At 43.7% G+C, this 26308-nt stretch carries 26 protein-coding genes and 1 pseudogene; 15 read left to right on the top strand and 12 right to left on the bottom strand.

Annotation, left to right across the window (positions count from 1 at the left end):
• Positions 1–2: 2 nt before the first annotated feature.
• The 3 genes from ACH0QE_RS02950 to ACH0QE_RS02940 form a co-directional block, all read right to left on the bottom strand.
• Positions 3–368: a DUF2089 domain-containing protein gene (locus ACH0QE_RS02950; RefSeq protein WP_214907748.1), complete on the bottom strand. Its 366-nt coding sequence runs from the start codon at positions 366–368 to the stop codon at positions 3–5.
• A gap of 142 nt (positions 369–510) precedes the next feature.
• A complete protein-coding gene (locus ACH0QE_RS02945) occupies positions 511–1338 on the bottom strand; it encodes a glycerophosphodiester phosphodiesterase (protein WP_415799213.1) in 828 nt (275 codons plus the stop codon).
• A 157-nt stretch (positions 1339–1495) separates the two neighbouring features.
• Positions 1496–1942 carry a GNAT family N-acetyltransferase gene (locus ACH0QE_RS02940; RefSeq protein ID WP_415799212.1) on the bottom strand — a complete coding sequence of 149 codons (447 nt, stop codon included), beginning with the start codon at positions 1940–1942 and terminating at the stop codon, positions 1496–1498.
• A gap of 137 nt (positions 1943–2079) precedes the next feature.
• Here ACH0QE_RS02940 and ACH0QE_RS02935 point away from each other — a divergent pair, with 137 nt between their 5' ends.
• The 5 genes from ACH0QE_RS02935 to ACH0QE_RS02915 all read left to right on the top strand — a co-directional run bounded on the left by ACH0QE_RS02935 (position 2080) and on the right by ACH0QE_RS02915 (position 5816).
• A complete protein-coding gene (locus ACH0QE_RS02935; protein WP_415799211.1) occupies positions 2080–2712 on the top strand; it encodes a pyroglutamyl-peptidase I in 633 nt (210 codons plus the stop codon).
• A 50-nt stretch (positions 2713–2762) separates the two neighbouring features.
• Positions 2763–3479 (top strand): 5-oxoprolinase subunit PxpB, encoded by a 717-nt coding sequence (gene pxpB, locus ACH0QE_RS02930; protein ID WP_415799210.1) that lies wholly within the window; start codon positions 2763–2765, stop codon positions 3477–3479.
• 5 nt (positions 3480–3484) lie between these two features.
• Positions 3485–4252, top strand: coding sequence for a LamB/YcsF family protein (locus tag ACH0QE_RS02925; RefSeq protein WP_415799209.1), 768 nt, complete (start codon positions 3485–3487; stop codon positions 4250–4252).
• Positions 4249–5190: a biotin-dependent carboxyltransferase family protein gene (locus ACH0QE_RS02920; protein ID WP_415799208.1), complete on the top strand. Its 942-nt coding sequence runs from the start codon at positions 4249–4251 to the stop codon at positions 5188–5190. The genes ACH0QE_RS02925 and ACH0QE_RS02920 overlap by 4 nt, the downstream gene beginning before the upstream one ends.
• Positions 5191–5300: 110 nt before the next feature.
• Positions 5301–5816 carry a CBO0543 family protein gene (locus ACH0QE_RS02915; RefSeq protein ID WP_415799207.1) on the top strand — a complete coding sequence of 172 codons (516 nt, stop codon included), beginning with the start codon at positions 5301–5303 and terminating at the stop codon, positions 5814–5816.
• 259 nt (positions 5817–6075) lie between these two features.
• On the opposite strand, the gene ACH0QE_RS02910 is transcribed toward ACH0QE_RS02915, so the two are convergent.
• The 4 genes from ACH0QE_RS02910 to rluF form a co-directional block, all read right to left on the bottom strand.
• The gene (locus ACH0QE_RS02910) at positions 6076–7287 is read right to left on the bottom strand and encodes an MFS transporter (RefSeq protein WP_415799206.1); all 1212 of its coding nucleotides are present in this window, start codon (positions 7285–7287) and stop codon (positions 6076–6078) included.
• A gap of 12 nt (positions 7288–7299) precedes the next feature.
• Positions 7300–7746 carry a MarR family winged helix-turn-helix transcriptional regulator gene (locus tag ACH0QE_RS02905; protein WP_415799205.1) on the bottom strand — a complete coding sequence of 149 codons (447 nt, stop codon included), beginning with the start codon at positions 7744–7746 and terminating at the stop codon, positions 7300–7302.
• Positions 7747–7914: 168 nt separating this feature from the next.
• Entirely contained in the window at positions 7915–8685 is a 771-nt protein-coding gene (locus tag ACH0QE_RS02900) for an RQC-minor-1 family DNA-binding protein (protein ID WP_415799204.1), read from the bottom strand.
• 213 nt (positions 8686–8898) lie between these two features.
• Entirely contained in the window at positions 8899–9606 is a 708-nt protein-coding gene (gene rluF / locus ACH0QE_RS02895) for a 23S rRNA pseudouridine(2604) synthase RluF (RefSeq protein WP_102261511.1), read from the bottom strand.
• A 150-nt stretch (positions 9607–9756) separates the two neighbouring features.
• On the opposite strand from rluF, the gene ACH0QE_RS02890 reads away from it, so the two are divergent.
• From ACH0QE_RS02890 to buk, 10 genes and pseudogenes are all read left to right on the top strand, one after another.
• The gene (locus ACH0QE_RS02890) at positions 9757–10191 is read left to right on the top strand and encodes an SRPBCC family protein (protein WP_415799203.1); all 435 of its coding nucleotides are present in this window, start codon (positions 9757–9759) and stop codon (positions 10189–10191) included.
• Between the two features lie 214 nt (positions 10192–10405).
• Entirely contained in the window at positions 10406–10921 is a 516-nt protein-coding gene (locus ACH0QE_RS02885) for a hypothetical protein (RefSeq protein ID WP_415799202.1), read from the top strand.
• 54 nt (positions 10922–10975) lie between these two features.
• Positions 10976–11353 (top strand): annotated as a pseudogene (locus ACH0QE_RS02880) (lipocalin family protein); the annotation flags it as partial.
• 185 nt (positions 11354–11538) lie between these two features.
• Entirely contained in the window at positions 11539–12843 is a 1305-nt protein-coding gene (locus ACH0QE_RS02875; protein ID WP_415799201.1) for a DUF2254 domain-containing protein, read from the top strand.
• Between the two features lie 168 nt (positions 12844–13011).
• Entirely contained in the window at positions 13012–15246 is a 2235-nt protein-coding gene (locus ACH0QE_RS02870) for a sensor domain-containing protein (protein ID WP_415799200.1), read from the top strand.
• 79 nt (positions 15247–15325) lie between these two features.
• A complete protein-coding gene (locus ACH0QE_RS02865; protein ID WP_415799199.1) occupies positions 15326–15784 on the top strand; it encodes a DUF1259 domain-containing protein in 459 nt (152 codons plus the stop codon).
• 126 nt (positions 15785–15910) lie between these two features.
• Positions 15911–17035, top strand: a complete 1125-nt coding sequence (locus ACH0QE_RS02860; protein WP_415799198.1) for an NADH-dependent flavin oxidoreductase — start codon at positions 15911–15913, stop codon at positions 17033–17035.
• 375 nt (positions 17036–17410) lie between these two features.
• Positions 17411–18511 (top strand): Glu/Leu/Phe/Val family dehydrogenase, encoded by a 1101-nt coding sequence (locus ACH0QE_RS02855; RefSeq protein WP_415799197.1) that lies wholly within the window; start codon positions 17411–17413, stop codon positions 18509–18511.
• A 19-nt stretch (positions 18512–18530) separates the two neighbouring features.
• On the top strand, positions 18531–19457 hold the full coding sequence (locus ACH0QE_RS02850; protein WP_415799196.1) for a phosphate acyltransferase: 927 nt from the start codon (positions 18531–18533) through the stop codon (positions 19455–19457).
• A gap of 10 nt (positions 19458–19467) precedes the next feature.
• Positions 19468–20526 carry a butyrate kinase gene (gene buk / locus ACH0QE_RS02845; protein ID WP_415799195.1) on the top strand — a complete coding sequence of 353 codons (1059 nt, stop codon included), beginning with the start codon at positions 19468–19470 and terminating at the stop codon, positions 20524–20526.
• 245 nt (positions 20527–20771) lie between these two features.
• On the opposite strand, the gene ACH0QE_RS02840 is transcribed toward buk, so the two are convergent.
• From ACH0QE_RS02840 to ACH0QE_RS02820, 5 genes are all read right to left on the bottom strand, one after another.
• Positions 20772–21710: a ketopantoate reductase family protein gene (locus ACH0QE_RS02840; RefSeq protein ID WP_415799194.1), complete on the bottom strand. Its 939-nt coding sequence runs from the start codon at positions 21708–21710 to the stop codon at positions 20772–20774.
• A 68-nt stretch (positions 21711–21778) separates the two neighbouring features.
• Entirely contained in the window at positions 21779–21934 is a 156-nt protein-coding gene (locus ACH0QE_RS02835) for a hypothetical protein (RefSeq protein WP_415799193.1), read from the bottom strand.
• A 2-nt stretch (positions 21935–21936) separates the two neighbouring features.
• On the bottom strand, positions 21937–23388 hold the full coding sequence (locus ACH0QE_RS02830; RefSeq protein WP_415799192.1) for a carbon starvation CstA family protein: 1452 nt from the start codon (positions 23386–23388) through the stop codon (positions 21937–21939).
• Between the two features lie 160 nt (positions 23389–23548).
• Positions 23549–24280, bottom strand: a complete 732-nt coding sequence (locus tag ACH0QE_RS02825) for a LytR/AlgR family response regulator transcription factor (protein WP_415799191.1) — start codon at positions 24278–24280, stop codon at positions 23549–23551.
• A gap of 3 nt (positions 24281–24283) precedes the next feature.
• The gene (locus ACH0QE_RS02820; protein ID WP_415799190.1) at positions 24284–26017 is read right to left on the bottom strand and encodes a LytS/YhcK type 5TM receptor domain-containing protein; all 1734 of its coding nucleotides are present in this window, start codon (positions 26015–26017) and stop codon (positions 24284–24286) included.
• Positions 26018–26308 lie beyond the last annotated feature (291 nt).

Genomic DNA, 26308 nt, shown 5'->3' with positions numbered 1-26308 from the left:
CCCTATTCACCTTTTAAAAGTTTGATCGCATCTTCTGGAGAAATCTCACCCTTCTCCAGCATCGCAACGATTTTCTTCTCGTCCAGTTCATTTTTCTTTTGAGTGTCATATCCAAGGGCAGTGATAATATCGTTAAGCTTTCCCCGGACAGTCGGATAGGAAATTCCTAGCTCTTTTTCCACTTCTTTAATATTTCCGCGCGATACAAGAAAGGTTTCGACGAATTGAAGCTGTTCCTTTGTTAGGGAAGCAAGCTTTGAAAGTTCGAACTCATTTTCAATGGTCGTATCGCAGTGATTGCATTTTAGCTTGGTGATTTTAAGGGTTTGGCTGCAAACAGGACAATTTGTTAGTACAGGATAAGCCATGATTGCCTCCTTTCGGTGGTGTTTAGATATATATTATACATTATAATTAAAAATGTAAATATTAAATCAGTAAATAATTAATAAAATTAATTTTATTATTAAGATTATAAAAACCTGTCCTAATTAGGACAGGTTTTTTAGCTTAATTGCGCGGATCGACGTAATCCGGGTAATCCGTAATAATGCCATCCACCTTCATATCAATCAGAAACTGGGCTGTTTCAGGGCTTCGTACAGTCCAGGACTGGATTTGCATTCCAAGGCTGTGGACTTTATCGACCAGTTCCTTTGATACGAGTCCATAGCTTGGGTTGAAGAAATCAGCGTATTTCGCGAATTCCTGGAGGGCAATGTCCGTTGTATGAAGTTTTGAAGAGGTCAGGACACCCATTGGAACATTTGGCAGCAGGACATCCATCTTTTCCATCGATTTAAAGTTAAAGGATTGGATAATAATCTTTTCGTTCTGCGGCTTATCCAGATTTCTCTCCTTCAATTCTTCTGCCACAGCTTCTTCGATTCCGGGATAGAGCTGAGGTGCTTTCAATTCTATCAAAATACCTATTTTTCCGTGGTAACGGTCGAGTACTTCTTCGAAGGTAGGAATCTTTTCTCCGGCAAATTGCTCGCCTTTGAAGCTCCCGGCATCCAGACTTCGCAGCTCTACTAGCGTCAAAGCACCAACACGGCCAGTACCATCAGTTGTCCTGTCGACTGTGGTATCGTGAATCACAACCAACTCGCCATCCTTGCTGCGCTGAACATCGATTTCAATGTAATCCGCCTTCATTTCCAGGCCCTTATCAAATGCGGCGATTGTGTTTTCCGGTGCATAACCTGCAGCCCCGCGGTGAGCGACAGTATCAAACTGCCTCAATTCTCCGGTAGTAGGCTCAGCAGCAAAAGCTTGGTGGAAAGGACTAAGCATAAGGGTTAGAGCAAATCCAGTTCCGATTAATTTTTTCTTCATTTCTTCATCTCCTCTATCTGATTTATGTAACAATGATAGATTAACGGAGAAATGTTTAGAGCCTGTTTCAGTTCTGTATTAAGGGAGTAATGAAATTATAAATTTATTCAGTTATATTTTCCTTAGTTTCATTTACATTTGGATGAGTAATTTTTGCCTATATTTCAACCCTCATAAACTTGCTGACATCTTTGAATCCCAGCTCTTCATATAACCGAATGGCTTTCTCGTTAAATGAAAAGACATTCAGTCTGACATCATCAAATCCGAGGTGTTTGAATTCCACCAGGCTTTGCTCTATCAAGGATTTCGCGACACCCTTCTGCCTGAACTCCTGTTTAACGTAAACATCACTGATCCATCCGATTTCCTTATGCGAAAACCAGTCCAGGCTTCGGTCCACCAGTACCCAGCCAATCAAAGCCTCCTTGGTTCTGGCAACAAGAAAATAAGCCCCCTGTTCCAGTGAATTCACATAAGATGCTATCATCTCTTCTTTGTTATTATCTGCCTGTATCCCCGTGGCCTCGGTCCTGTTCACACCCGCCATGCCAAAAATCTCCCTCATTTCACTTTCGGTTGCTTTGCCGTATTCTATTTCCACTTGATCACCTATTATTTATTAGAATATTAAAACTAAACCAAATTTTACGAGTTTAAATGGTATATATCCATAGTTAACTATAGTAAAATTTTTAATACATACGATTTAAGTTTAAACCGAGAAACGAGGTCTGCTAAATGAAAGTTTTAATTTCCGGCTTCGAGCCGTTTGGAAAAATGAACATAAATCCTACTGAGGAATTGTTAAAGGAAGCGGAAAGGTTTGAGATGGAGAATGTGGAGATCTCAACGATCCTATTGCCTGTTAATTATGATGAGTGTGCGGAAGAGTTGATCAAAAAGATGGACGATTTACAGCCTGATGTGGTGATTTCCTGTGGTCTGGCAGCAGGCAGGACGGCGATTACGCCGGAGCGGATTGGAATCAATGTGAAGGATACAGGTTCTGGTGACCCTTATCCAGATAATAAAGGCAAGATCCCTACAGATGAAATGATAGATGGGGATGGACCGGACGGCTTGTTCTCCACCTTGCCCAACCGTCTGATTGAGAGGAACCTGAAGGAATTGAACATTCCTGCAGCGGTGTCAAATAGTGCCGGAACATTTATTTGCAATAATACCTTATATGCTGTTTTGAATCATATACGAAAAAATAATCTGGACATCAAGGCTGGGTTTATCCATTTTCCTGCATCGACGAAAATGTCAGCCCTCAATCCCTCACTGCCATCATTGCCTCAGGAAACAATGACCCAAGCACTGAAGGTGATTGTTGAAACGTGTGCCACGGTTGGAGCACGTCAATAAGAGAAGGTGCCAGATGAAATTTGTCTGGCATTTTTTAAAGGAGATAAAAGATGGACTTTGTAATCTCGCCGCTTGGTGATGTGGCTGTAGTTTTGTCATTTGGTAATGAAATTGATGAAAGAACGAACAGGCAAATACAGCTATTCGTCAGCAAACTGGAAAAAGAAAAGATTAGAGGGATCCTAGAATGGGTGCCTGCCTACACATCTCTAACGATTTATTATCAACCTGAAATTATCGTTTATGAATCTCTCAAAGCTGAGCTTGAAAAAGTCAGCCTGTCCGCCGGAGATTCTAAACCAGAAAGGAAGTTTGTCTATGAAATCCCGGTCTGTTATGGCGGGGAATGGGGTGAGGATTTGGCTTATGTCGCTGATTATCATGGCCTGGAGAAGCAGGAAGTCATCAATTTTCATGCAAATAGAGAATACCTCATCTACATGATGGGATTCATGCCTGGGTTTCCGTATCTGGGCGGCTTGCCTGCAAAGCTGGCTGTGCCGAGGCTTGAGAAGCCAAGGCAGAGTGTGATGCCCGGTGCTGTCGGGATTGGCGGGAATCAGACGGGTATTTATCCTGCTGATGTTCCTTCAGGTTGGAGGATCATTGGTACCACTCCTGTTACCTTGTTTTCTCCGGATAAGGAGGAACCGTTCCTGTTCAGATCCGGTCATTATATTAAATTTGTGCCAATCAGTGAGGAGCAATTTTTAACGATAAAACAAATGGGCGATACATACGAGGTAAACAGGATTGAAAAGAGGTGAGGAAAGTGTTAAGTGTCGATCTGAACTGTGATTTAGGTGAAAGCTACGGACTATTTAAAATTGGCAATGACAAGGAAGTGTTAAATCATATCAATTCTGCCAACATCGCCTGTGGGTATCATGCCGGTGATCATAATGTCATGATGAAAACGGTGAAAATGGCCAAAGTATGTGGAGTGAAAGTTGGCGCACATCCTGGCTTTCCTGACTTGCATGGTTTCGGCAGGAGAGAAATGAAGATGAGTGCGGAGGAAATTTACAATCTGACTATATACCAGATTGGCGCTCTTGCTGCGATAGCGAAAACCTGTGGAACAACAGTCGTTCATGTAAAGCCGCATGGCGCACTGTACAATATGGCTGCAAAAGATAAAGCAATCGCCGATGCCATTGCGGGGGCAGTGGCAGACGCCGATCCATCACTTGTTTTATTCGGACTTGCAGGCAGCTGGCTCGTGAAAGCGGGAGAGGAAAAAGGCCTGCAGGTGGCGCATGAAGTTTTTGCTGACCGAACCTACCAGCCTGATGGTTCGTTGACACCGCGTTCGGAGACAAACGCGATCATCCACGATCCGGACTTAGCAATAAAAAGAGTGATCAGGATGGTACGTGAAGGAAGAGTTGAGGCAGTTGACGGGACAGACATTGAAATTAAGGCAGATACAATTTGCATCCATGGAGATGAACCACAGGCCCTTGACTTTGCAGTAAGATTAAATGAAGCTTTAAAAGCTGAAGGAATAGAAGTCGGCAGAGGTTGGGATTCTATATGACGGAACCCTTGTTTAAAGTCCTTAAGTCCGGCCTGCAGACAACAGTACAGGATTTAGGGAGAACAGGCTATCAGCAGTATGGCATCAGTCCTTCAGGTGCGATGGATCCCTATTCCTTGCAAATGGCCAATCTCCTGGTCGGGAACTCTCTTCATGAAGCAGGGCTGGAAGCTGTGATGCTCGGACCCAGTCTTGAAGCATTGAAGGATGTGTCGATGGCCATTTGTGGCGGGAATCTGCAGCCAATGGTGAACAAGAAGGAAGTATTGATGTGGAAAAGCTTCGTTTTAAGAAAAGGAGATATTCTGTCATTTGGAAAAGTGGAAAGCGGGGCAAGGGCGTACATGGTTTTTGCCGGCGGAATTGATGTCCCGCTCGTTTTAGGCAGTAAGTCCACGTTTATCAATGGCACGATGGGCGGTTTTAATGGTCGGGCACTGGAGGCAGGGGATATTGTATATGGGAGGCCATTTGTCCGGAAAAATCGCTTTTTACATAAAGACTTTATTCCTGTATATAAAGCTCAGCTTGAAATACGGGTGATTCTCGGCCCTCATCTTGAAAAATTTCATCCAGACTCAATTGAGCGATTTATGTCAGGTGAATATACGGTATCCCCTCAGTCAAACAGAATGGGCTATCGCCTCGAAGGACCAGAACTTGGCCACATTGGCGGAGCAGATATTATTTCTGATGCCATTCCGGCAGGAGGAATCCAGGTGCCTTCTAACGGGCAGCCAATCATTTTGATGGCAGAACGACAGACGACTGGCGGCTATACCAGGATTGCCACAGTGATTTCTGTTGATCTTCCTTTGCTTGCTCAGGCAATGCCGGGAACAAAAATCCGCTTTGTTGAAATCACCATAGAAGAAGCGCAGGAGCTTTATCGAAAGCAGAGAAAACAATTCAATGTCCTTTCTATTGTTTCTAGATAACTAACCTTTTAGTGAGACCTGACTATTCAGTATCAGGTCTTTTTGAATTGTATAAAAACTTTCTCGCTGGAAATAACTGATAAAATAAGTATTTTTGGGGAGAGAGAAGCATGTATCTATTATTGGTCATAGCAGTCTGGATATTTTTCGCTTATAAATTTATTGACTGGTCACAATGGAAAAAGCAATACTCAACTATTCTATTTTTTATGATGGTCAACCTGCTCTACAACACTCTTTACTATAATCACACTTTATGGGCATTCCGGGGAATAACAGCTGATTGGCTGACCCACTCGATCATCAATATCGCCTTTACTTTTTTCATCTGTCCGGTTGGTTTGATGATCTATCTTCAGCGTTTTCCATCAACAAGAAGGAACCAGCTGATTTATGTAGGCATATGGGTAGCCTTTTACACGATCATTGAGGCTCTTTTCGCCCACAGGGGAATGTTTGTATACGACAATGGCTGGAATAGCTGGCACAACATCTGGCTGAATTTAATTTTGTTTGTGGTTCTGTGGATACATTATCGTAAACCGTTGATCGCATGGATCATTTCTATCCCGCTAGCGGTTATTTTCTATTTATTTTTTCCATTCCCGCTGGACAGCCTAAAGTAAAAAGAGGTGGCTTAATTTGTTGATACAGAATGTATTGTCAGCTCCAGTGTTTCTCGTTTTGCTATTCCTGACTTATATCGCAATGTGGCTGTATATCAGCAGGCATGAGGTCAGAAGGGAAAATAAAGATAAACATTAGACAGTAATATACTGTTAATTTTCTACATTCAGGTAATATATCCAAAAAAATAAGGGGTATCGGGATTAATGGTCCCAAAGAAAGGCAAAAAACACGGTGGAGAAGGTTCCACCGTGTTTTTTAGTATCCAATTTCTTCTGCTGTTTTAACATATTGATCCTTAGGCTGCTTTTTCACAACGAAAATCAAGGTGTAAGCTAACAGCAGCCCGATGAGGAATATGATCGAAAATCCGTATATGAAATGGTAGCTGGAATAGGATGCCAGCAGGCCAAGTCCGGCAGATCCGAGAGCCATACCTAAGTCCATCGAGGAGAAGTACATCGCATTCGCGGTTCCTTGCTTCTCCCTTGATACTGCGCTGACCGCAAGCGCTTGGAGAGTAGGCGCGACTGTTCCATATGCAATACCGTAAAAAACGGCAGCGATTAAAAGGGTCAATGTATGTTGAGTGACCGCTAAAAGTGTCAGTCCAATAATTCCTGAGATGACTGCAGGGTAGATGATGAATTTATGCCCGTATTTATCGTACATTCTTCCTGAAACAGGCCTGATCAGGACCATTACAATCGTTAGGACAAGGAAGAATAATGAGATGGTTGCCCCAAGGTTTGCCTCTTTTCCTAATTCACGCAGGAAGCTTACGACACCGCCGAGCGTGATCGAGAAGAATGCGGTAAGGATTGCTGGTGTAAAAGCATGTCGGTCAAAGGCATGCTCCCTGAAATTGACTTTCCGGCCAGCTGCTTGAGGCTGTACATTCCTTTGCGGGCTTTTTACAAAAAAATTCAAGAACAAGGTAAGAAGAGTCAAGCTTACAGAAATAGCGATTAGCATATTAAAAGAAAAAAACTGCAGCAATGCCAGCGCCAGCATTGGCCCAAGACTTGTCCCTACACTTGTTGCCATTCCGTAATAGCCGATTCCCTCACCAAGACGGTGGGCAGGGATGATATTTGTAGCCATCGTTGAGAATATCGTTGTAATGATTCCAAAACCAACTCCATGGAAAACTCTAAGCAGTAGTAATAGTGGCACCGAATCCTGGCCGAAACTCAAGCCAACGGAAATCGCAATAAACCCCAGAGATATAAGGCTTAATTTCTTGTTGTCCATCTTGTGCATTAAGCTAGCGACAAAAGGACGGGTAGCGATTGCGGAAACCATAAATACAGTGGTCATCAAGCCGCCCTGGGCAGGATTATTTTTAATGTCGGTAATGAAAGCGGGGAAGCCGGCAGTCAGCAGTTGCAGGCAAAGGAAAAATAAAAAAGCCATTATAACAATGGCTGTAAACTGTGCTGTCCACAACTTGGATGTTTTGTTCATCATATGGCCTTCTTTCTAATTGTTTTCCTCCAAAAGTCTTTCGATATTGTCTTCTATTGTAAGTAAAACCTCTCTGAACATTGCAAGCCTTTCCTCATCTAGTCCATTTGTGATTTTCATGAAGATATCCTCGAGGTAAGGCGTTATTTCCTCTACAAGCTTTGCGCCCTTCGGAGTAATTTTCACCAAAAAGGAACGGCGATCAAGAGGATTGGCGAGCCTTTCTACATTCTCTTGTTTTACAAGAAGGTCCAGAATTTTCGTCAATGTTGCCTGGTCTTTATCTGACCGTATCGATAATTCTTTTTGTGAGACCTCACCAGACTCATTCAGAGTGCGCAGGACACTCCACTGTTCAGTCGTAATACGGTAAGGCTTTAAGTAATAGTTAATGATTCGTGTAAGCTTCTTGCTCAACCGAACAGAAGCAGAACCGAGTACTTTATCCATAGACATATCCATCAGTAAGACCCCCTGATTAACCTTATAAAAATTCTAACACGAAAAAGTATATTGTGTAAATATAATTTGTATACAAACTATTTTCACTCGAAAATAATACCTGGCTTTTAAACCAGGTACCATTAATTACTAAGTTTTTCAAAGTAACCAAAATTTATGACGAGCACCTTAATCTATGACTCGGACGACGTCATTGCCACAGTTTTTGCATTTTCCTTCAAGCACAACACTGTCGCGGAAATCCTTGATTACATATTTCTCAATTTGCACGGTGTCCATGCAATGTCCGCAAAAAACGTTCCGGACGAGCATCTGGCGGATTTCGGCAGGCAGCATAAGCCATTTTTTATTGGCATCAAAAGAGCTTGTTTCATCACTGTTCTGTTGGCTGTGGGAATTTCCTTTGTCCAGTCTCTGTATTACTTCATGAATCCTTTCTGGAATAGGCTTGAAATTCTCAAGCTCCAGCCATTCAACCAGGATGTCGATCAGTTCCTTACTGTCTCTCTCTTCAATTAGATCAAGTAGATCCATTTTTAATTCTGGATGCTGGCCAAGGATGAAATCCAGATACTCATATCTCCCAAACTCAGCAGCCAGAGTGAATTCCGTGTAGACACTCTCTGCCAGTTCATCTTTAACAAAGTCCCAGCCTTTGTCTGTATACATTAGAAGGGAAAGCTTTTCGTCTGTTGTCAGGTAGCCATTATCAAGCACCCATTCAACCTTCTCCATGACTTCCTTTTGTTTCATGTCCGCAAATGCGCCGTACATAGGGGAGTGATGAAGGTCAGCTGTATAAATCCTCTTATCTTTTGAGCCCGCGAGAATCTTGCCAAGCAGGCCTTTCCCTCCATACATAATGATTTCATTGGCAGCGATCAAAATTGTCGAAAGCTCATCTTCGCTTACCAAATTCTTTGTATTATTTTTGTGCATTTTAAAAACTCCAATCAGCTAGAACGTTATTATGATAATTACATCATACTTCATTAGCACATGCCAGTGTAATTGGGGAAGCAACTATTTTAATAATAAGTTGTAAGGCTGATTGGTTCAGAGTCCTCTTAAAAGAAGCCCATATTACTGGTGCAAAGATCTGATTAAAGCAATGGTTATAATAGAAAAGAGGATGAGCAGTTGCACATCCTCTTACCATTCCTTAGGCTCGTAATTCAAGTCGCTGAAAAGCTGCCTTTTCTCTTTCTTATTCAAGTCACGCCATTGGCCAATTGGCAGGTTCCCGAGATGGATGTTCATGATCCGTATGCGCTGCAGTCTGACGACTTGGTATCCAAGGGTTTCGCACATGCGGCGGATCTGCCTGTTCAATCCTTGTGTAAGGATGATATTGAACTCGTATTTTGATAGTTGGACGACCTTTGCTGGAAGGGTTTTTGTTCCAAGGATCCTCACCCCTTCGGACATCGCCTTGACGAATTCTGGAGTGATGGGCTTGTCCACTGAGACAATATATTCCTTTTCATGTTTGTTTTCAGCACGGAGAATTTCATTAACGATGTCTCCGTCATTCGTGAGAAGGATCAAACCTTCTGAATCCTTATCAAGTCGTCCGATGTTGAAAATCCTTAGCGGGTGATTGACAAGGTCGATGATGTTGCCTTTCACATGCCTTTCTGTTGTACTGGTGATCCCGACCGGTTTATTTAAAGCTATATATACGTAGTTTTGCGCCATCCTGATTTCTTCGCCATTCAGGCGAACGACATCTCCAGGCTCAACCTGGCTGCCGATTTTCGCAACCTTTCCATTGATGGACACGCGTCCTTCCTCAATGAGCCGGTCCGCGCCACGCCTTGACGTTTTACCAGTTTCGCTGATGAATTTATTGATACGCAGGGTAATCCCATCCTTAAATATGAAGTATATATTTAAGAATATTCCACTGCGGGTTTATTTTCAAGTTTTCCTGTTGACTGCAAGGAGATAGACGACTTTGAAGCAAAATATATTATAATGTGTTATAAAGCTAAACTTGGAGGAATTATCTTGGTAGACGTTCTGACAGAGATAGAAATTAAGTCCCCGGTTGAAAGGGTTTCAGAGTATGCGGCGAATCCCGACAATGCTCCTGAATGGTATGTGAATATTGATTCGGCTGAATGGCTCACAGAGAAACCGTTAAATCTTGGTTCAAAGATTGCGTTTAAGGCAAAATTCCTCGGTCGGGAACTTGCTTATATTTATGAGATCATAGAGTATGTCCCAGGAAGGAAAATGGTCATGCAAACCTCAGAAGGACCATTTCCAATGAAGACTACATACAACTGGGAAGCAATCGACTCAAACACAACAAGGATGACACTGAGGAACCAGGGGGAGCCGACAGGATTCTCAAAACTTGTTTCACCTTTTATGGCTTCGATGATGAAAAAGGCCAACATGAAGGACCTGAGAAAACTGAAAGAAATAATGGAAGAGTAAGTAAAAGCATCAAAGAAGGGATTGGCTTCTTTGATGCTTTTTTAATGTCCCATGCATACCTTACTAAAAAAAGAAGGTGTGCTGGAATGGAATGAATGACGAACGGTTAGGCAGGATTTCACTGCCAAAGGATGCAGGGCCACATGGAGATTCCAATATTGAATGGTGGTATTTTTTCGCTTTTTAGAACGGGGATAAGGGTGGCCGGTATGGTGTGATGGCTTCATTTTTCCGGGTGGGCGAGTTTGAGATAGGCAAAGGACATTATATCATCCATACATTGATCGACCTGGACAGCAAGAAACGTTTCAAATTTTCAAGTTTCGATTCAAAGGTGAAGCTTGCGATGCTAGCAATATATCTGCCTTTCTATCTTTTGCTCCATCCAACAGATAAAAGGATCTGGAGACTCTATAAAAAGTTGCTTAAGGGCGAAATACCTGTGCCTCACAAAATGTTGGAGACGGTGAGAATCAATCAGAATCCACCTGGATTGGTATACGGAAAGCACCAGCTTAACTTCAAAGGGGAAGAGGCAGTTGGTTTTAATGTGCTTTTACAGGAAGGGAATTCAAAAATCGAGCTTGAATTCACACCAATGAAGCCTATTGCACTGATAGTCGGTGATGGAAAGCCGGACGATTTGTACTATTATTCTACTACTAGGAATTCTGTGCATGGGAAAATAAAGACGGCTGTGAAGACGGAAAATGTAAGCGGTACTGGCTAGTTCGACCATCAATGGGGACATGATTATTCCTTAGTTAAAGGAGCCGGATGGGACTGGTTCGGACTAATGCTTAGCGACGGGCGTGAGCTGCTGCTTAATCAAATGTCCCTCGGAAAGCCTATGGCAAATGTTATTGAAGAGGATGGCAGAATTCATTTTACGAGAAACATAACTTTCCAAAAAGTAAAGTACTGGAAAAGCCTGAAAACAAATGCCAGGTATCCAGTAGAATGGGAAATTCGGATTCCCGAATTCGGAATACATCTTCATATAGAAGCTGTATTCCCAAATCAGGAAATGCTGATCATCAGCCCCATACAGGCTATTTGGGAAGGCGCATGCAAAGTAACCGGCAGGGAAAAGCTAGCTGATGGAAAGATAAGGCCACTGGACGGAATAGGATTTATGGAACTTGTAGGGTATGCGAATTAACAAATGGAAACCTTGCTGTAGTGGGCAAGGTTTTTGTTTTCTCGGAAACGATTACGATAGAATGAGTTGATTTTCATCGAAAAAATGACAATAGATACGCTGCGATAAGACTAAAAAGGATTAAACTCACCCCAAATGGTCTAAATAAGTAAGGAAAGAGTTGGTAACTTAAGGGGCTGGGAAGTTTGTTGAAAAAAATTGTTTTACGAATAAGGGAAAGTATGTGGCTGAAGCCTGTTATTTATAGTGTACTGGCATTCCTGCTGGCATTGGCCGTGATTTATATCGATCATAATGAGCTTGCTCAGGGAGTTGTCCCATCATTTATGCTGACTAATGTTGAGTTGGCGCAGACGATATTAGGTTCGATTTCTGGAGCGCTGCTGACAATGACGACGATCACTTTTTCGACGATCATGGTCGTACTGACTACATATTCATCTCAATTTTCACCCAGGACGCTGAGTAACTTCGTCGAGGATCCTGTGACGATGCGGGTGCTTGGTATCTTCATGGGCGGGTTCGTCTACTCGATTCTATCGCTGTTGTTCATGAGTGAATCGTGGTATGAAAGCCAAGTGATCTCAGCTACGGTTGGAGTCGCCATTGCGTTCATCTGCCTCGCATTCTTCGGGTATTTTATCCATAATGTCGCAACTTCCGTTCAGGTCAGCACGCTGATCCGGGAAATCACTGAGGGAGCTTTAAAGGTCATTAGAAGCCAGGAGGCTTCACTTGAAAGTGACTACACGAACGTAATAGATGACAGAAAAGATGCAGGTTTCACCTATGAATTTGTCCGGGATGTAAAATGCAGAGGGTTCGGTTATGTCCAGCTGACAGATTATCAAGGACTATTGAGATACGCATCTCACCATGAACTTGGAGTCGAAGCCAACTTTTTGAACGGTGATTTTCTGACAGAGGATAGCATTGCTTTCAGAGTCCACCATAGCGGAGAGATAGACGAGGATATTGATGCCGTCCTGAATCAATACTTAAAGCTGGGGAAAGAACGGTCATCAATCCAGGATCCTGAATTTGCGCTCCAGAAGATTGTTGAGGTTGCTTTGAGGGCCATCTCACCAGCGATTAATGACCCGAATACGGCAAGAGTCTGTATTTCCTATTTAGGCATGGCATTGTCCCATTTATGCCGGGTACGTTCAAACGGACGGTATATAGCCTATTATGATGAAGAGATGCAGCCAAGGATTATCGGGAAGCAAAAGCGGACGATGGATATCTTATATTTATCCTTTTATCAAATTGTCCATTATGGGAGTCAAGACTTTTCCATTCTAACTGCCCTCATCGACGCTTTTCTGTTGATTGGAAAAACAGCTGACGATTCCTTGAAGAAAAGCATTTGGGAGCTGTATATCTACAGCATGGAGAAGTTCGATTCAAACGAGTTGAAGGCACTCGACCAAATCTATTTGAACGAGAAAAAGAGAGAACTTTCAACAGTGCTGGGGATTGCTCTTTGACGAGTTGCTGTGTTTGCCAGGACAAAAAATGACAAAATTCATCAATTTTATGGGCCATATGGAATTATTCCATTGTACGAGACCTAGTATGTTTGTTATGTTAATAAAGGAATATTTAGTATTTTTTTCAAGACAATCATGCAACATGGCACAGGGGGAAATGTTTGAATGGGCAGTGACGGAAAGATACAAAGATACACCGGATTATCTATCATATTTTTTCTTCTGTTCGCGGAGTTGATTGATTGGCTGACTTCGTTTTATTTTCCCATAAGTAAAGGTGTTGGCTATTTGATTGATCTAGCTGTCTCCTTTGTTTTTATCGCATTGGTCTTCAGGGTATTCAAAGCGGTGAAAAATGCAGAAGAGGATTTAGAGGGACATAAAAAGAGACTGAAAAGCATTTTTGATACTCTGGATGTCGCGATCTGGTCACATGATCTGAAGACGGACACATTGCTGATTACATCTGGTATCGAAAAATTATACGGACATTCGTCTGAAGAGTTTTATCATGACAACACCCTCTGGAAAAAAGTCATCCACCCTGAGGATCTGCACATTTTAGCTGACAGGGAAGATGGATTATCAAGAGGAGAAGCTGTCACCAGTGTGTATCGGATCATTCGTCCAGATGGAGAGGTTCGCTGGATCCAGGATAGAGGCATTCCGGTCATTGATGAAAACGGAAATTTCGTTGACTTTACCAGTGTCCTTTTCGATATAACCGACCGTCAGGAAAGTGAAGGACGCTATCGCAGCCTAGTGGAAATGTCCCCTGATTTGATTGCTGTATACAGCAGAGGAAAGCTGGATTATATCAATGAAGCCGGCTGCAGGCTGTTCAAGGCGAAAAGTCCAGAGGAATTAATCGGACAGCCGATATCCGAGCTTATTCCCTCTGATGTACTGGCTCGTATAAAAAATCGTGAGTTAACAATAGATGAGAATTTTGAGGAAAAATTGTGGTTCGAATTTAAAGCAAAACAGATAGACGGACAAAAAATAGATGTAGAAATGTCCGCGATGCCGATTTTATATGAAGGAAGAATGGCTGAACAAATTGTTGGCCGTGATCTGACGCAGCGCAAGAAGGCGGAAAAAACCATTAAATATATGGCCTATTATGACGTTCTTACCGGCTTGCCGAATCGGAATATGGTCAGGAAACACCTGAATGCGGCACTATCAAACGGTAACGGGAATCTCGCTGTACTCTTCCTTGATCTCGACCGTTTCAAGATTATCAATGATACGAAAGGCCACCGTGTTGGCGACCTATTGTTAAAGGTTGTCGCCAGCAGGCTGAAAAATGCGGTCAAAGAGAAGGGGCTTGTATCACGCCAGGGCGGTGATGAATTCATCATTGTACTTAAGGATTTCCGGAAGGAACAAGTCATTGAAGTCGCAGAAAGAATCCTTACTGAATTTAATGAAGGGATTACCATTGAAGGCCAGGAGTTCTTCGTGACCCCTAGCATTGGAATCAGCATGGCACCAGAGGATGGCCAAGATGAGGAAACACTGATCAAGCATGCGGATACCGCTATGTATCTGGCAAAAGATCGCGGGAAGAACAATTACCAGTTTTACACTAATAAGCTGCATGGGCTTTCTTCCCGCAAAATGGAGCTGGAGAATGGCCTAAGAAAAGCGTTGGAGCAAGATCAGCTTACGCTCCATTATCAGCCACAAGTGAATATGGATACCGGGGAAATTATCGGGGTAGAGGCACTTGTACGCTGGATGCATCCGGAGAAAGGTATCATTTCACCAGCTGAATTCATCCCGCTTGCCGAGGAAACAGGATTGATCGTCCCGCTTGGAAAATGGGTGCTCGAAAAGGCAGCGGCTCAAAACAAAGTATGGCAGGAGAAAGGCTACAGTCCGATACCGATGTCAGTGAACATTTCTGTGCGCCAGCTGCAGGAAGACCGTTTCATTGATAGTGTAAAACAGGTACTTTTGAATACTCAGCTTGAACCGAATTATCTGGACTTTGAGATTACAGAGAGTGTCATGCAAAACAGCGATAAGACAGCAAGGATCCTTGATCAACTAAAGGAGCTGGGCATAACGCTTGCGATTGACGACTTCGGTACCGGATATTCATCATTAAGCCTACTGAAGCATTTTCCGATTGATAAAATCAAAATCGATAAATCATTTGTTGATGATATTATCCATCATTCAAACAAGGGAGCCATGGTCAAAACCATCATTGACATGGGACACAATCTGCAATTCGATGTCATTGCTGAAGGCGTTGAGGAACATGAACAGGTTGCATTTCTGCTCGAAAACGGCTGCGTGATTGGTCAGGGATATTATTTCAGCAGACCTCTATCAGTGGAAGCAATGGAAGAATTGTTTATTAAAAATAACGAAGGCATTCTGCTGTAGCAGAGTGTCTTTATTCATTTTCCACACTGCATAATGAAGCCTGAACTAGAGATGCTAAGTTAAAAAAGGAGTGCCTGAAATGAAAAGGTCAATTATGCTTACAGCATTGGTTTCTGCTCTTATTTTAGCTGGAGCAGTGCAGGCTCAGGGAAATGCTGATTGTGAAGAACTAGAAAAAATCTTCAATCCAAGTGTGGAAACTGAAAATGGTGTCTGCAAGGTGGAAATCGTCCGTGAAAATATTAAGCCGACGCATATGGGGAAAAAGTTGTCACCAGAAACGATGGAGCTTGTTTTCCATTTTGGATTTGAAAAGGTAGATGGACAAGTTGCGGTCATGGGAGAGCTTGCGCTTCTGCAGGAAGAGGTAAATCCTGTTCTTGATGTATTGCGAGAAGGGAAGCTTGAAGTAACTGCCGTGCATAACCATATGCTGCATGAGGAACCGAGAATCATGTATGTCCATTTCCAGGGGATTGGCGATATGGAACAGCAGGCAAAAACGATTAAGGCAGCGATTGATAAGACGAGTAAATAAGAACAAACAGCGGAATTTAATTTCGCTGTTTTTTTTCGAGTGGAATACAAATAATAACCAGGATGTTTGACAGAAGGAAGATTAGGCTATTACACTTTCGTATACTAAAGAAGGAGGATCACATCAATGAATGAAAAATACAAACCATTATTTGATTCATTTACGTTCCCTAATTCAATAAACCTGAAAAATAGACTTGTCATGGCGCCGATGACCAACTTTTCGTCTAACGAGGATGGAACCGTAACGGACGCAGAGGTGAATTATTACGCCCTCCGTTCGAAAGGCGTCAGCATGGTGGTAACTGCGTGTACATATGTAACCCGCAATGGAAAAGGGTTTCATGGAGAATTCGGTGCCGATACAGATGAAATGATTCCAAGTCTTAAAAAGCTGGCATCTGCGATAAAAGCTGAAGGTGCTAAAGCGGTGCTGCAAATTTTCCATGGCGGCCGCGAGTGTCCTCCCGAGCTTGTGCCAAATGGTGATATCGTCAGTGCGAGCGATGTTCAATCAGAACGCAACAGCGCGAAAGCACCACGAGCATTGTCAGGAGAGGAAGTGGAAGAGATTATTGCTGCGTTCGGCGAGACAACCCGCCGAGCGATTGAAGCTGGCTTTGATGGCGTTGAAATCCACGGAGCCAACGGCTATTTGATTCAGCAATTCTTTTCGCCACATTCAAACAGACGCGATGATCAATGGGGCGGGACCCTGGAGAAAAGGATGACATTCCCGATGGCGGTTGTGGATGAGGTAAAAAGAGTAACCGCAAAGCATGCAAAAGAACCGTTTATCGTCGGATACAGATTCTCGCCTGAAGAGCCTGAGGAGCCGGGAATAACGATGGCTGACACATTGGAACTAATTGATGTCCTGGCTGAAAAGGAACTTGACTACTTACATGTTTCTTTAAATGATTTCTGGTCAAAGCCAAGAAGAGGTGTCGATGATGACCGTTCAAGAATGGAAATCATTCAAGAGCGCGTTGGAAGCAAAGTTCCTGTCATAGGTGTCGGCTCACTCTACAGCGCAGACGATGTTATCAAAGCATTTGAAACAGGAGTACCACTTCTCGCACTAGGCCGTGAACTGATTATGGATCCAGATTGGGTCGAAAAGGTTGAAACTGGCCGGGAAAATGAAATCGAAACAAAGATCGACCAGGGTGCGCAGGCGCGACTCGTCGTTCCTGATCCATTATGGCAGGCAATCGTCAATACACCAGGCTGGTTTCCTGGCGTTCAATAGAAAAGTTGCATTAAAAAGAACCAAGGCTGCTGCTTTGGTTCTTTTTAGCGTGAATTTTAATTGGAACTTCCACAGCAGAGTGTTTTATTGGCGAAGTTCACAACTATATTGGCGATAATTTCATTTTATTGGCGAAAAAACGGATTTAATGGCGATAATTTGAGTTTATTGGCGAAAATCAAATTATATTGGCGAACTGGAAATTATCCTCGATTTTTTCCAGTTGAATTGCCATAGAAGTGTAAGATATATCACCGTAACCAGCAATTAAAGTATTTATAATGAAAATATGTAAGGGCTTACATTTATTTGTTGATCTGGAAACTACCCACACTGACGCAGCTTTGCCAGGTCCGATTACGGGAGGGGATGTTTGTGTTGCTAACGGAAGAACAGAAAATGGTGCTGGATATTTTTGAGGAAATGAAAAGCCAGGGGCATGAACAGGTAATCTTCAACTATGACAAGGCCACTGGATTGAAGTCGATTGTCGCCATACATGATACGACGCTCGGTCCGGCGCTGGGGGGATGCCGGATGTGGGATTATGAATCGACTGAAGAAGCGCTGCGGGATGTTTTGCGCCTCTCGAAAGGAATGACCTATAAATGCGGCGTTTCGGGGGTGACTTATGGAGGAGGGAAAGCGGTCATCATCGGCGACCCTAAGTCGGAAAAGTCGGATGAACTGTTCCAGGCTTTCGGCTCATTTATCGAAACGTTAAAAGGACGCTTTTACACAGGAACCGATGTCGGTACGGTCGGCATGGACTTCGTTTCCGCCTCAAAGCAAACTTCGTATCTCGTTGGCTTGCCTGAGGAATATGGCGGCAGCGGCAATTCGGCTGTGATTACAGCGTTCGGTGTATGGAAAGCAATCAAGGCCACAGCAAAAGAAATTTTTGGAACGGACTCACTTAAGGACCGGAAAATTGCAGTCCAGGGCCTTGGAAAAGTCGGACGCTTTCTCGTTGGCCACCTTCATGAAGAAGGAGCGAAGCTGATTGTCACCGATATTTTTGAAGAAAATGTAATAGAAGTTAAGAAGCAATTCCCAGATATCGAAACAGTTGAACCACTTGATATTTACAGCGTAGAATGCGACATATTTTCACCAAATGCATTGGGCGCAGTTATCAATGACATCACAATCCCAAAACTCAAGTGCCTCGCAGTTGCCGGAGCAGCGAATAATGTGCTGGCAGAAGAACGCCACGGTGACATGCTGCATCAGAAAGGCATCCTATATGCTCCGGACTATGTGGCCAATGCGGGCGGATTGATCCAGGTAGCGGATGAACTCCATGAGTACAGCAAGGACCGGGCCTTCAAGAATGCGAGCATGATCTATGATATTCTCGAAAAAATCTACAAAATCTCCAAAACTCATGATATACCAACGTATAAAGCCGCAAATATATTAGTAGAAGAGAAGATTGAAAAAATTGGCCGAATCCAGAGCAAGTATACAGGTTAAGCAACAGGAGGCGAGAAGCATGCGCTATAAAAGCTTTAGAGATGTTATTGATGCTGCGCGAACAAGGCCGCCTGTAAAAATGAGTGTCGCGGCTGCACACGACCGGGATGTGCTCGAAGCGGTTAAAACTGCTGTGGATCTCGGAATTATCGAACCTTATCTAGTTGGCGACCCGCAAAAAATCTTTGAGCTGGCAAGGGAACTTAACTTTTCTATTGAGGAATATCCTGTTTATCCGGCCTATACTGAAAATGAAAATGCGTTTATTGCTGCCAAACTGGCAAGCGATGCTCAAGTGCAGGCAATCATGAAAGGCTTCGTGAATAGCACTCCATTTTTAAAAGGGGTGCTTCATAAGGAGCTCAATTTAAAAACTGGCTCTGTTATCAGCCATATCTCCGTATTCGAAATCCCGGGTGCACATCAGCTGATTAGTATGAGTGATGGCGGTATTAATATTTCGCCAGATTTTCAGCAGAAAAAGCAAATCATCCTGAATGGTGTTGAATTTCTCGATAGAATTGGCGTGGACCGTCCGCGGGTAGCGATTTTAGCAGCGAACGAAAGAGTCAGCGAGAAGATGCCAGTGACCGTGGAAGCTGAACACCTGGCCATGCTGATTAAAAATGAATATAGTCAGCCTATATTGATAGAAGGACCGCTTCCGCTGGACCTAGCCATTAGCAAAGAATCTCTTATGCATAAAGGACTGGACAGCGAGCTTGAGGGAGCAGCGGATTTATTGATTGTCCCTACAATTGAGGCAGGAAACTTCCTTGGCAAGGCGATCACTTACTTTGCGAAGGGGACGATGGCAGGCATCGTCCTGGGCGCGAAATTACCGCTCGTCTTAAACTCCCGGTCAGATACAGCGGAGGCAAAATTGGCTTCAATCGCATTGGCTGTCGTTGCAGCATCCAATACAATGGTCAGCGTTGGAAGATAGGAGAGTTATCATGAAAATCCTAGCAATAAATCCAGGTTCCACTTCTACCAAGCTAGCAGTTTATGAAGACGAAAAATTACTATTTGAAGAAACCATCCGTCATGCTGATGCTGAAATCATGAAGCTGCCGGAACTAGCCGACCAGCTGCCATATCGGCTTGAGTCCATCAAGGAGGCTTTGCGGTTGAAGGAATTCCAGCCTTCAGAGCTGGATGGAGTCGTCGGCCGGGGAGGAATGCTGAAGCCTATGGACAGTGGGACGTATATTGTTGATGAACAGTTGCTGGATGATGCACGTGCAGGCAAATATGGCAATCATGCTTCGAACCTGGGATCCATTATTGCAGCTGAAATAGCTGGTACTCATCAAATACCTGCCTATATCGTTGACCCTGTTTGTGTGGATGAGTTGAGTGATGAAGCGAGGATTTCCGGCCTGGTTGATATCGAAAGAAAAAGCCATGTCCACGCTCTCAATATCAAGGCAGTTTCCCGTAGAATAGCAGCTGAGATCGAGAAGGATTTGACTGATACACACTTTGTTGTGGCTCATCTTGGAGGAGGGATATCAGTCGCTGCACTTCGAGATGGCAGAATCATAGACGTTAATAATGCTGAAAATGAGGGACCATTCTCTCCCGAACGGGCAGGCGGTCTACCGGCCAAACAGCTCGTCCAGCTTTGTTTTTCAGGAAAATACTCTGAAAAAGAATTGCTTCAGCGGATGACAAAGCAGGGAGGGGTGTATTCCTATCTCGGCACCAAGAATCTCATAGAAGTTGAGAAACGGGCCGCTGAGGGTGAGGCGGAGGCTGGCCTTATTTTAAAAGCGATGGTATATCAGATTGGAAAAGAAATTGGGGCTATGGCCACCGTACTGGAAGGGAAGCTTGACGGAATCATCCTTACCGGGGGAATCGCCCATTCCGATATGATTACAGGATTAATCAAGAAGAGAATCAGTTTCCTGGGGAAAGTTTTCGTCCTTCCTGGTGAAGCGGAAATGGAAGCCCTGGCCGCAGGTGCTTTAAGAGTGATGAAAGGACAGGAAGACGCAAAAATTTATTGAAAAATGCCTGAGTCTATGTGTTTTGGAAGTACACATATAGGCTCAGGCAGTTTTTTTGACTAGAAAAATGGAGTTATTCGCAAAAATACATGTTAAACGTAAAAAAACAGGATTTATCCACAAGTAAATAGATTAATTGACAGTTTATTCGCAAATAAATGATGTTTTTTCGCAAAAAATACTAGTTTATTCGCAAATAAACAAATTTATTCGCAAAAAACACTCTTTTATTCGCAAACTGGAAATTATCGCGGATTTTTTCCAGTACCTAGTCCACTTTCAAAGATTTTTACATTAGCATAAATGGCAGATAGAATCGGTGCCGCCAATCCAGACTGCTCAGTATTCTCCAGCAAGTAGCCAAATAGGTGGTCGCCTTCTGTCAGCAGTGATTTCTCCATATCACGCTGGAGGGAGGATTTCATTCCATGGCCAATTTCCTTTATCTTCGCCAAGGTGTTCTCCGCAGCTCCTGATGCCAGCGGCGCGCCAATTTTCTCCATGATTGCCGCTGCTTCATGTACCAGACGCTCGATTGTTTTCCAGCCATGCTCCTGTTCACGAATAGGGCCGATTGGCGACCTGAACAGGGAAGTGATGCCGCTCATTGAAGTGATGAATAAGTATTTGTGCCACATCTCCTGCTCGATTTTTTCAGAAAGGCGGAAGCTTGCTTTTGTTCCGCTAAATGCTTCTTCCAGCTGTAAAATTCGTTCCGTTTTTTCGCCATTTCGTACACCGAAGACTAAATCATGGATTGGACTAGTTTGAACGATTTCTCCATCCTGAGCCAGGGTTGTCTCGATAAAGCATAGGCCTCCAATTACCTTTTCAGCCCCGAATGCTTCTGTCAACATATCAAGATGCGAAATTCCGTTCAATAATGGCAGGACCATCGTCTCGTCTCCTACATATGGCTGGATGCTCTCAATGGCGCTATCCAGATGATAGGACTTTGTGGAAACAAGAACTACGTCATATGCTTCCACATTTTCTCCTGTCAAAATTGTCTTAGGCTTCGGAAAATGCATATCTCCGTGAATGCTTTCCACCACCAATCCATTTTCACGAAGCTGCTGCTGGCGCTTTTGACGGACCAAAAATGTGACATCTTCTCCTTTTTCCAACAGGCGGCCGCCGAAGTAACCGCCAATTGCACCTGCTCCTACGATCAATATTTTCATTTTCATCAACCTCCTAGACTATGTAAAAGTGCACGCCTGAAATCAAGCGTGCACCCTGTGTTGTCTTATTAATATGCGAGAAAGGCTGCCAGCAACCCTCCTGCTGAAATAAGGACAATCATGATTTTTGCGAGAAGGGGAAGCTGCTCTTTCCCTTTCTCATTCACCTGACTTTCCTTCTCATTGACCGATTTGCGGTATTCCGGACTGCAGCATCCGCTCATCGTTACGCCACCTTATTATAGCCAGAAATATCTTCCTCAAGAGGGATGTTTTTAGCCCGTGCTTTTTTAGCAGCGTTGAAGAAAATAACTGTGATGACAGCTGTTACGATTAACGCTCCAATATTGGATACAGTCAGCGACTGGCCGAATCCGATTTGGGCATTAAGAATATACGAAGTCGTAGCTGCTGTCATGAACATACCAGGAATCATCGCGATCCAGTAGTTCTTCTTTGCAATGAACAGATACATGGCACCAACCCAAAGCGCGATAACCGCTGTTGATTGGTTAGCCCAGGAGAAGTATCTCCAAAGAAGTGTGAAGTCCACCTTTGTCAGTGCGAAAGAGATAACGAACAACGGAACAGCGATCCAAAGACGGCTGGTGATTTTCTTTTGTGAAAAATTGAAGTAGTCAGCGATAATCATACGTGCGCTTCGGAATGCTGTGTCACCAGAAGTGATTGGAAGTACGATTACGCCGAGAACAGCAAGCGTTCCGCCGATTGCGCCAAGCATCAATGTTGAAGCTTCACTTACGATAGCAGCAGGTCCGCCGTTCGCAAGCATATCGTTCAAGCCGTTGTAGCCATCGAACAAGCTCATTGCAGCTGCAGCCCAGATCATTGCGATGACACCTTCAGCAATCATCATGCCGTAGAAAATCTTGCGGCCATTCTTTTCATTTTGTGTTGTACGAGAAATGATCGGTGTTTGTGTAGCATGGAAACCCGATAGCGCTCCACAAGAAATTGTTAAGAACAATAGCGGGAAGATCGCTGCATTACCAGGATGGAAATTTGTTAAAGATAATTCAGGAATCGGTGCACCAGTGATGACAAGCATTGCGCCTACTCCGACTGCACTGATCAACAGCAATGCGCCGAAGATAGGGTAGAAGCGTCCGATGATTTTATCAACAGGAAGCAGTGTCGCTAAAATGTAGTAAATAAAGATTGCTCCTATGATCAGACCCATTGTTACTTTACCGTCCATAAGATTGTGAAGCAAGCCAGCTGGAGCGGTTACGAAAACGGTTCCAACTAATAGTAAAAGAAGAATTGCGAATGCATTAACCACATGCTTCATGAATTTGCCGAGGAATTTGCCTGCAAGTTCAGGAAGGTGCGCGCCTCTGTTACGGATTGAAATCATACCAGTAAGGTAATCATGGACAGCGCCAGCGAAAATTGCGCCAAGAACGATCCATAGGAAAGCAACCGGCCCGTAAAGAGCTCCCATGATTGGCCCGAAAATAGGTCCAACACCAGCGATATTAAGAAGTTGAATCAGAGAGTTCTTTGCTGTGGACATTGGCACATAGTCAACGTCATCCTTATGTGTATAAGCGGGAGTATTACGACCTTCGTTCACGCCGAATACCTTTTCTACAAACTTGCCATAAGTGAAATAACCAATAATTAAAAGTGCGATACCAGCTAGAAAGGTATACATATGAAACCTCCTCAAAGAAAATTGTATGCGTTTTCATTAAGTATAATAGAGAAGGAGAAATTATGGCTGTTTTGTGAACAACATGCAGGAAAATGAGCCTGAAGCGCAAAAAATGTCGATTAAAATGCAAAAAAGCATCCTTAAGATGCTTTATGCGAATTTATAATTCCAGCTGTGTCCTCAGCGATTTTACATAATTCCGACTGACTGACAGCATTTCATCTCGGCCTTCGATTTCCAGTTGATAGGCACCATTGAACCAGGGGGTAAGGCGGGTAACGTAATCCAGGTTCACAATATAGCTTTTATGAATGCGGAAAAAAGAGTATGCTGTAAGCCTGGTTTCAAGATCCTTTAAAGGGATTCTTGTTTCGTATTCCCTTATTTTTGTGACAATTTTTGAGTATTTTTCCTCTCTCGATATATACAGAATATCCTTCGGGTCGAGATAAAAGATTTCTCCATCTCCTTCAACGGCAAGCTTGCCGGTTTGCTTGACTGGCTCTTGTTCAGATGGATGGAGGAAATGCTTTTCAATTCTGAGGACTGTCTCACTCAGCTGATTCTCGTCATAGGGTTTCAGCAAGTAATCAACTGCCTCATATCTGAAAGCCTCGGCAGCAAATTGCGGATAGGCGGTTGCGAACACAATCAGCGGTGTTTTTTTTAACTCCATCAAAGCTTTCGCTGCTTCCATTCCATTCATTTTTGGCATTTCGACATCAAGGAAGACGACATCCGGATGGAGCTGCAGGGCCTTCATGACCGCAGCTTCACCTGATTCAGCTTCTCCGACCACCTGGATGGAAGGGAAGGAATGTAATAAGTGCTTCAGTTCATCCCTGCTGTATAATTCATCATCAACGATTAGAGTACGTATCATCTTGTCCATCTATCATTCCTCCGCTTGTGGAATCGTAAAAGAGATCTTCGTGCCTCTTCCAGTCTCACTATCAATCCTCAGGGAGGCATCGTCCCCAAAATTCATCGTAAGTCTTCTGTTCACATTGAAAAGGGCGATCCCGCTGCCTGTTTCAGAATCAATTATTTGTTTTCCTAACTGCTTGCTCCGTTCCTTGCTCATTCCCTGCCCGTTATCTCTCACCGTTACTAGCGTGCTTTTATCGTCTTTATGAATCTCTATATGAATTTGGCAGTCATGATCCATATTCTTGATTCCATGTTTTACTGCGTTTTCTACAATTGGCTGCAGAGTCAGAGGCGGGATTTTCACAGGCAAAGCGTCATCCTCAATATCATAGGTAACCTTCAGTTTTTCTACAAACCGTGCCTCTTCAATAGATAGATAGGCTTTAACATGGGCCAATTCCTGCTCAAGCGTTGTCATCGATACTGTAGTCGCGGTCAGGTTCTGACGCAGGAAATGGGAAAGAGAGACAAGAAGCTTCCTCGCTTTTGCAGGATCAATCCTGATTAGAGAGGTGATGACATTCATTGTATTGAAAAGGAAATGAGGGCTGATTTGTGCCTGCAGAGCTTTTACCTCAGCTTCTTTTGCAAGCTGGTAGGCTTTATCGGCTTCAGCAATTTCAAGCTGGTTGCTGAGCAGATTGCTGAGGCCTGATATCAGCTCAATGACGACGTTGGTGATTTCTTTTTCAGATTTAAAATAAAACTTTAGCGTCCCAATCGTTTCGTCGCGCAGTTTCAAAGGAGCGATCACCGCAGCACCAAGAGGGCAGCTTTGCTCGCGGCAGTGAATCGTTTCATCATTGGCTACGACAAGTTTGCCGCTTTTTAGAACATCTCTCGTAATCTGTGTCTGGATAGGACTTGTGGAACGATGATGGTCATCCGCCAGACCGATATGGGCGAGGATTTCAGATTGGTTTGTGATTGCAACCGCACTTGTCTGCACTTCGCTGTGTAAAATTTGGCAGACTGCCCTTGCAGAATCCTGATTAATTCCCTTGCGAAGGTAAGCGAGCGTCTGGTCGGCGATCCGCAATGTTTTTTGCGCAAGCATCGCACCAGTCTTTTCTTCCTCGGACACAACATTCTTGATCACCATTAAAAATAGAGCAGACCCCAGCCCATTTGCGATAATCATTGGAACACCGATAATTTCGACGAGTGTTTGCGCCTGGTCATAAGGCTTCGCAATTAAAAGGATAATCAACATTTGAACCGTTTCCGCAATCGCCCCAACAAGGAAGGCGGTCCTAAGGTTGACATTGTTTTTCTTCTTTTGAAATCGGCCGGCAATGATTCCTGCCACGATTGCCGCAAGTCCGCATGCAAGAGCAGTAAAGCCGCCGAGAGTGAAACGATGCAGACCTGCGATAAGCCCGGCACCAATTCCGACCTTATAGCCGCCAAGCATACCGGCAATCACGATGCCGATGACACGGGAATTGGCAATCGCTTCATCCGAAGCCAGGTCGGCAGTCCAGGGGTCGAACCGCAGTGTATCAGTTGAAAAGCTCATGCCTGAATATGTACCAATAATCCCGAAAAAACCAAAGAATATAATAGCAAAATATTGCTGTCGCCTGTTCAGGGAATCATGGTAAATCAATCCCCGGAAGAAGCGAAACCTCGTTAAGATAAAAGCAATCGTCACAATGATGCCAAGCCGTTCCAGCATCGTAATGAGTAATTCAAACATAACCGTACTCCTCAGGAAGTGTTTGCATTCATTTTAAATGAATGCTTGGGAAAAACAAAGATGCACTGTACGAGATTTAAATAAAAATGAGCCTGGCGAGCTGCTGCCAGGCTTTGTCCTAGTTAAGGAAACTATAAAATTTTTGAGTTGTGGATAACTTCATGAAGTTTTCTTAATCCAGCTCCAGCGCCTAGCCCCTCGAGACGCTTCGGTCCGCCCAATGAAGTCAAAGAACGACTTCACCGGTCGGCCCTCCAGCGCTTGTCGGGGCTGAACGAGGCGCTTGCGCTT

This window comes from Mesobacillus sp. (assembly GCF_047739415.1).
GTDB lineage: Bacteria > Bacillota > Bacilli > Bacillales > Cytobacillaceae > Mesobacillus.
This window is presented reverse-complemented; position numbering and strand designations above follow the sequence as displayed.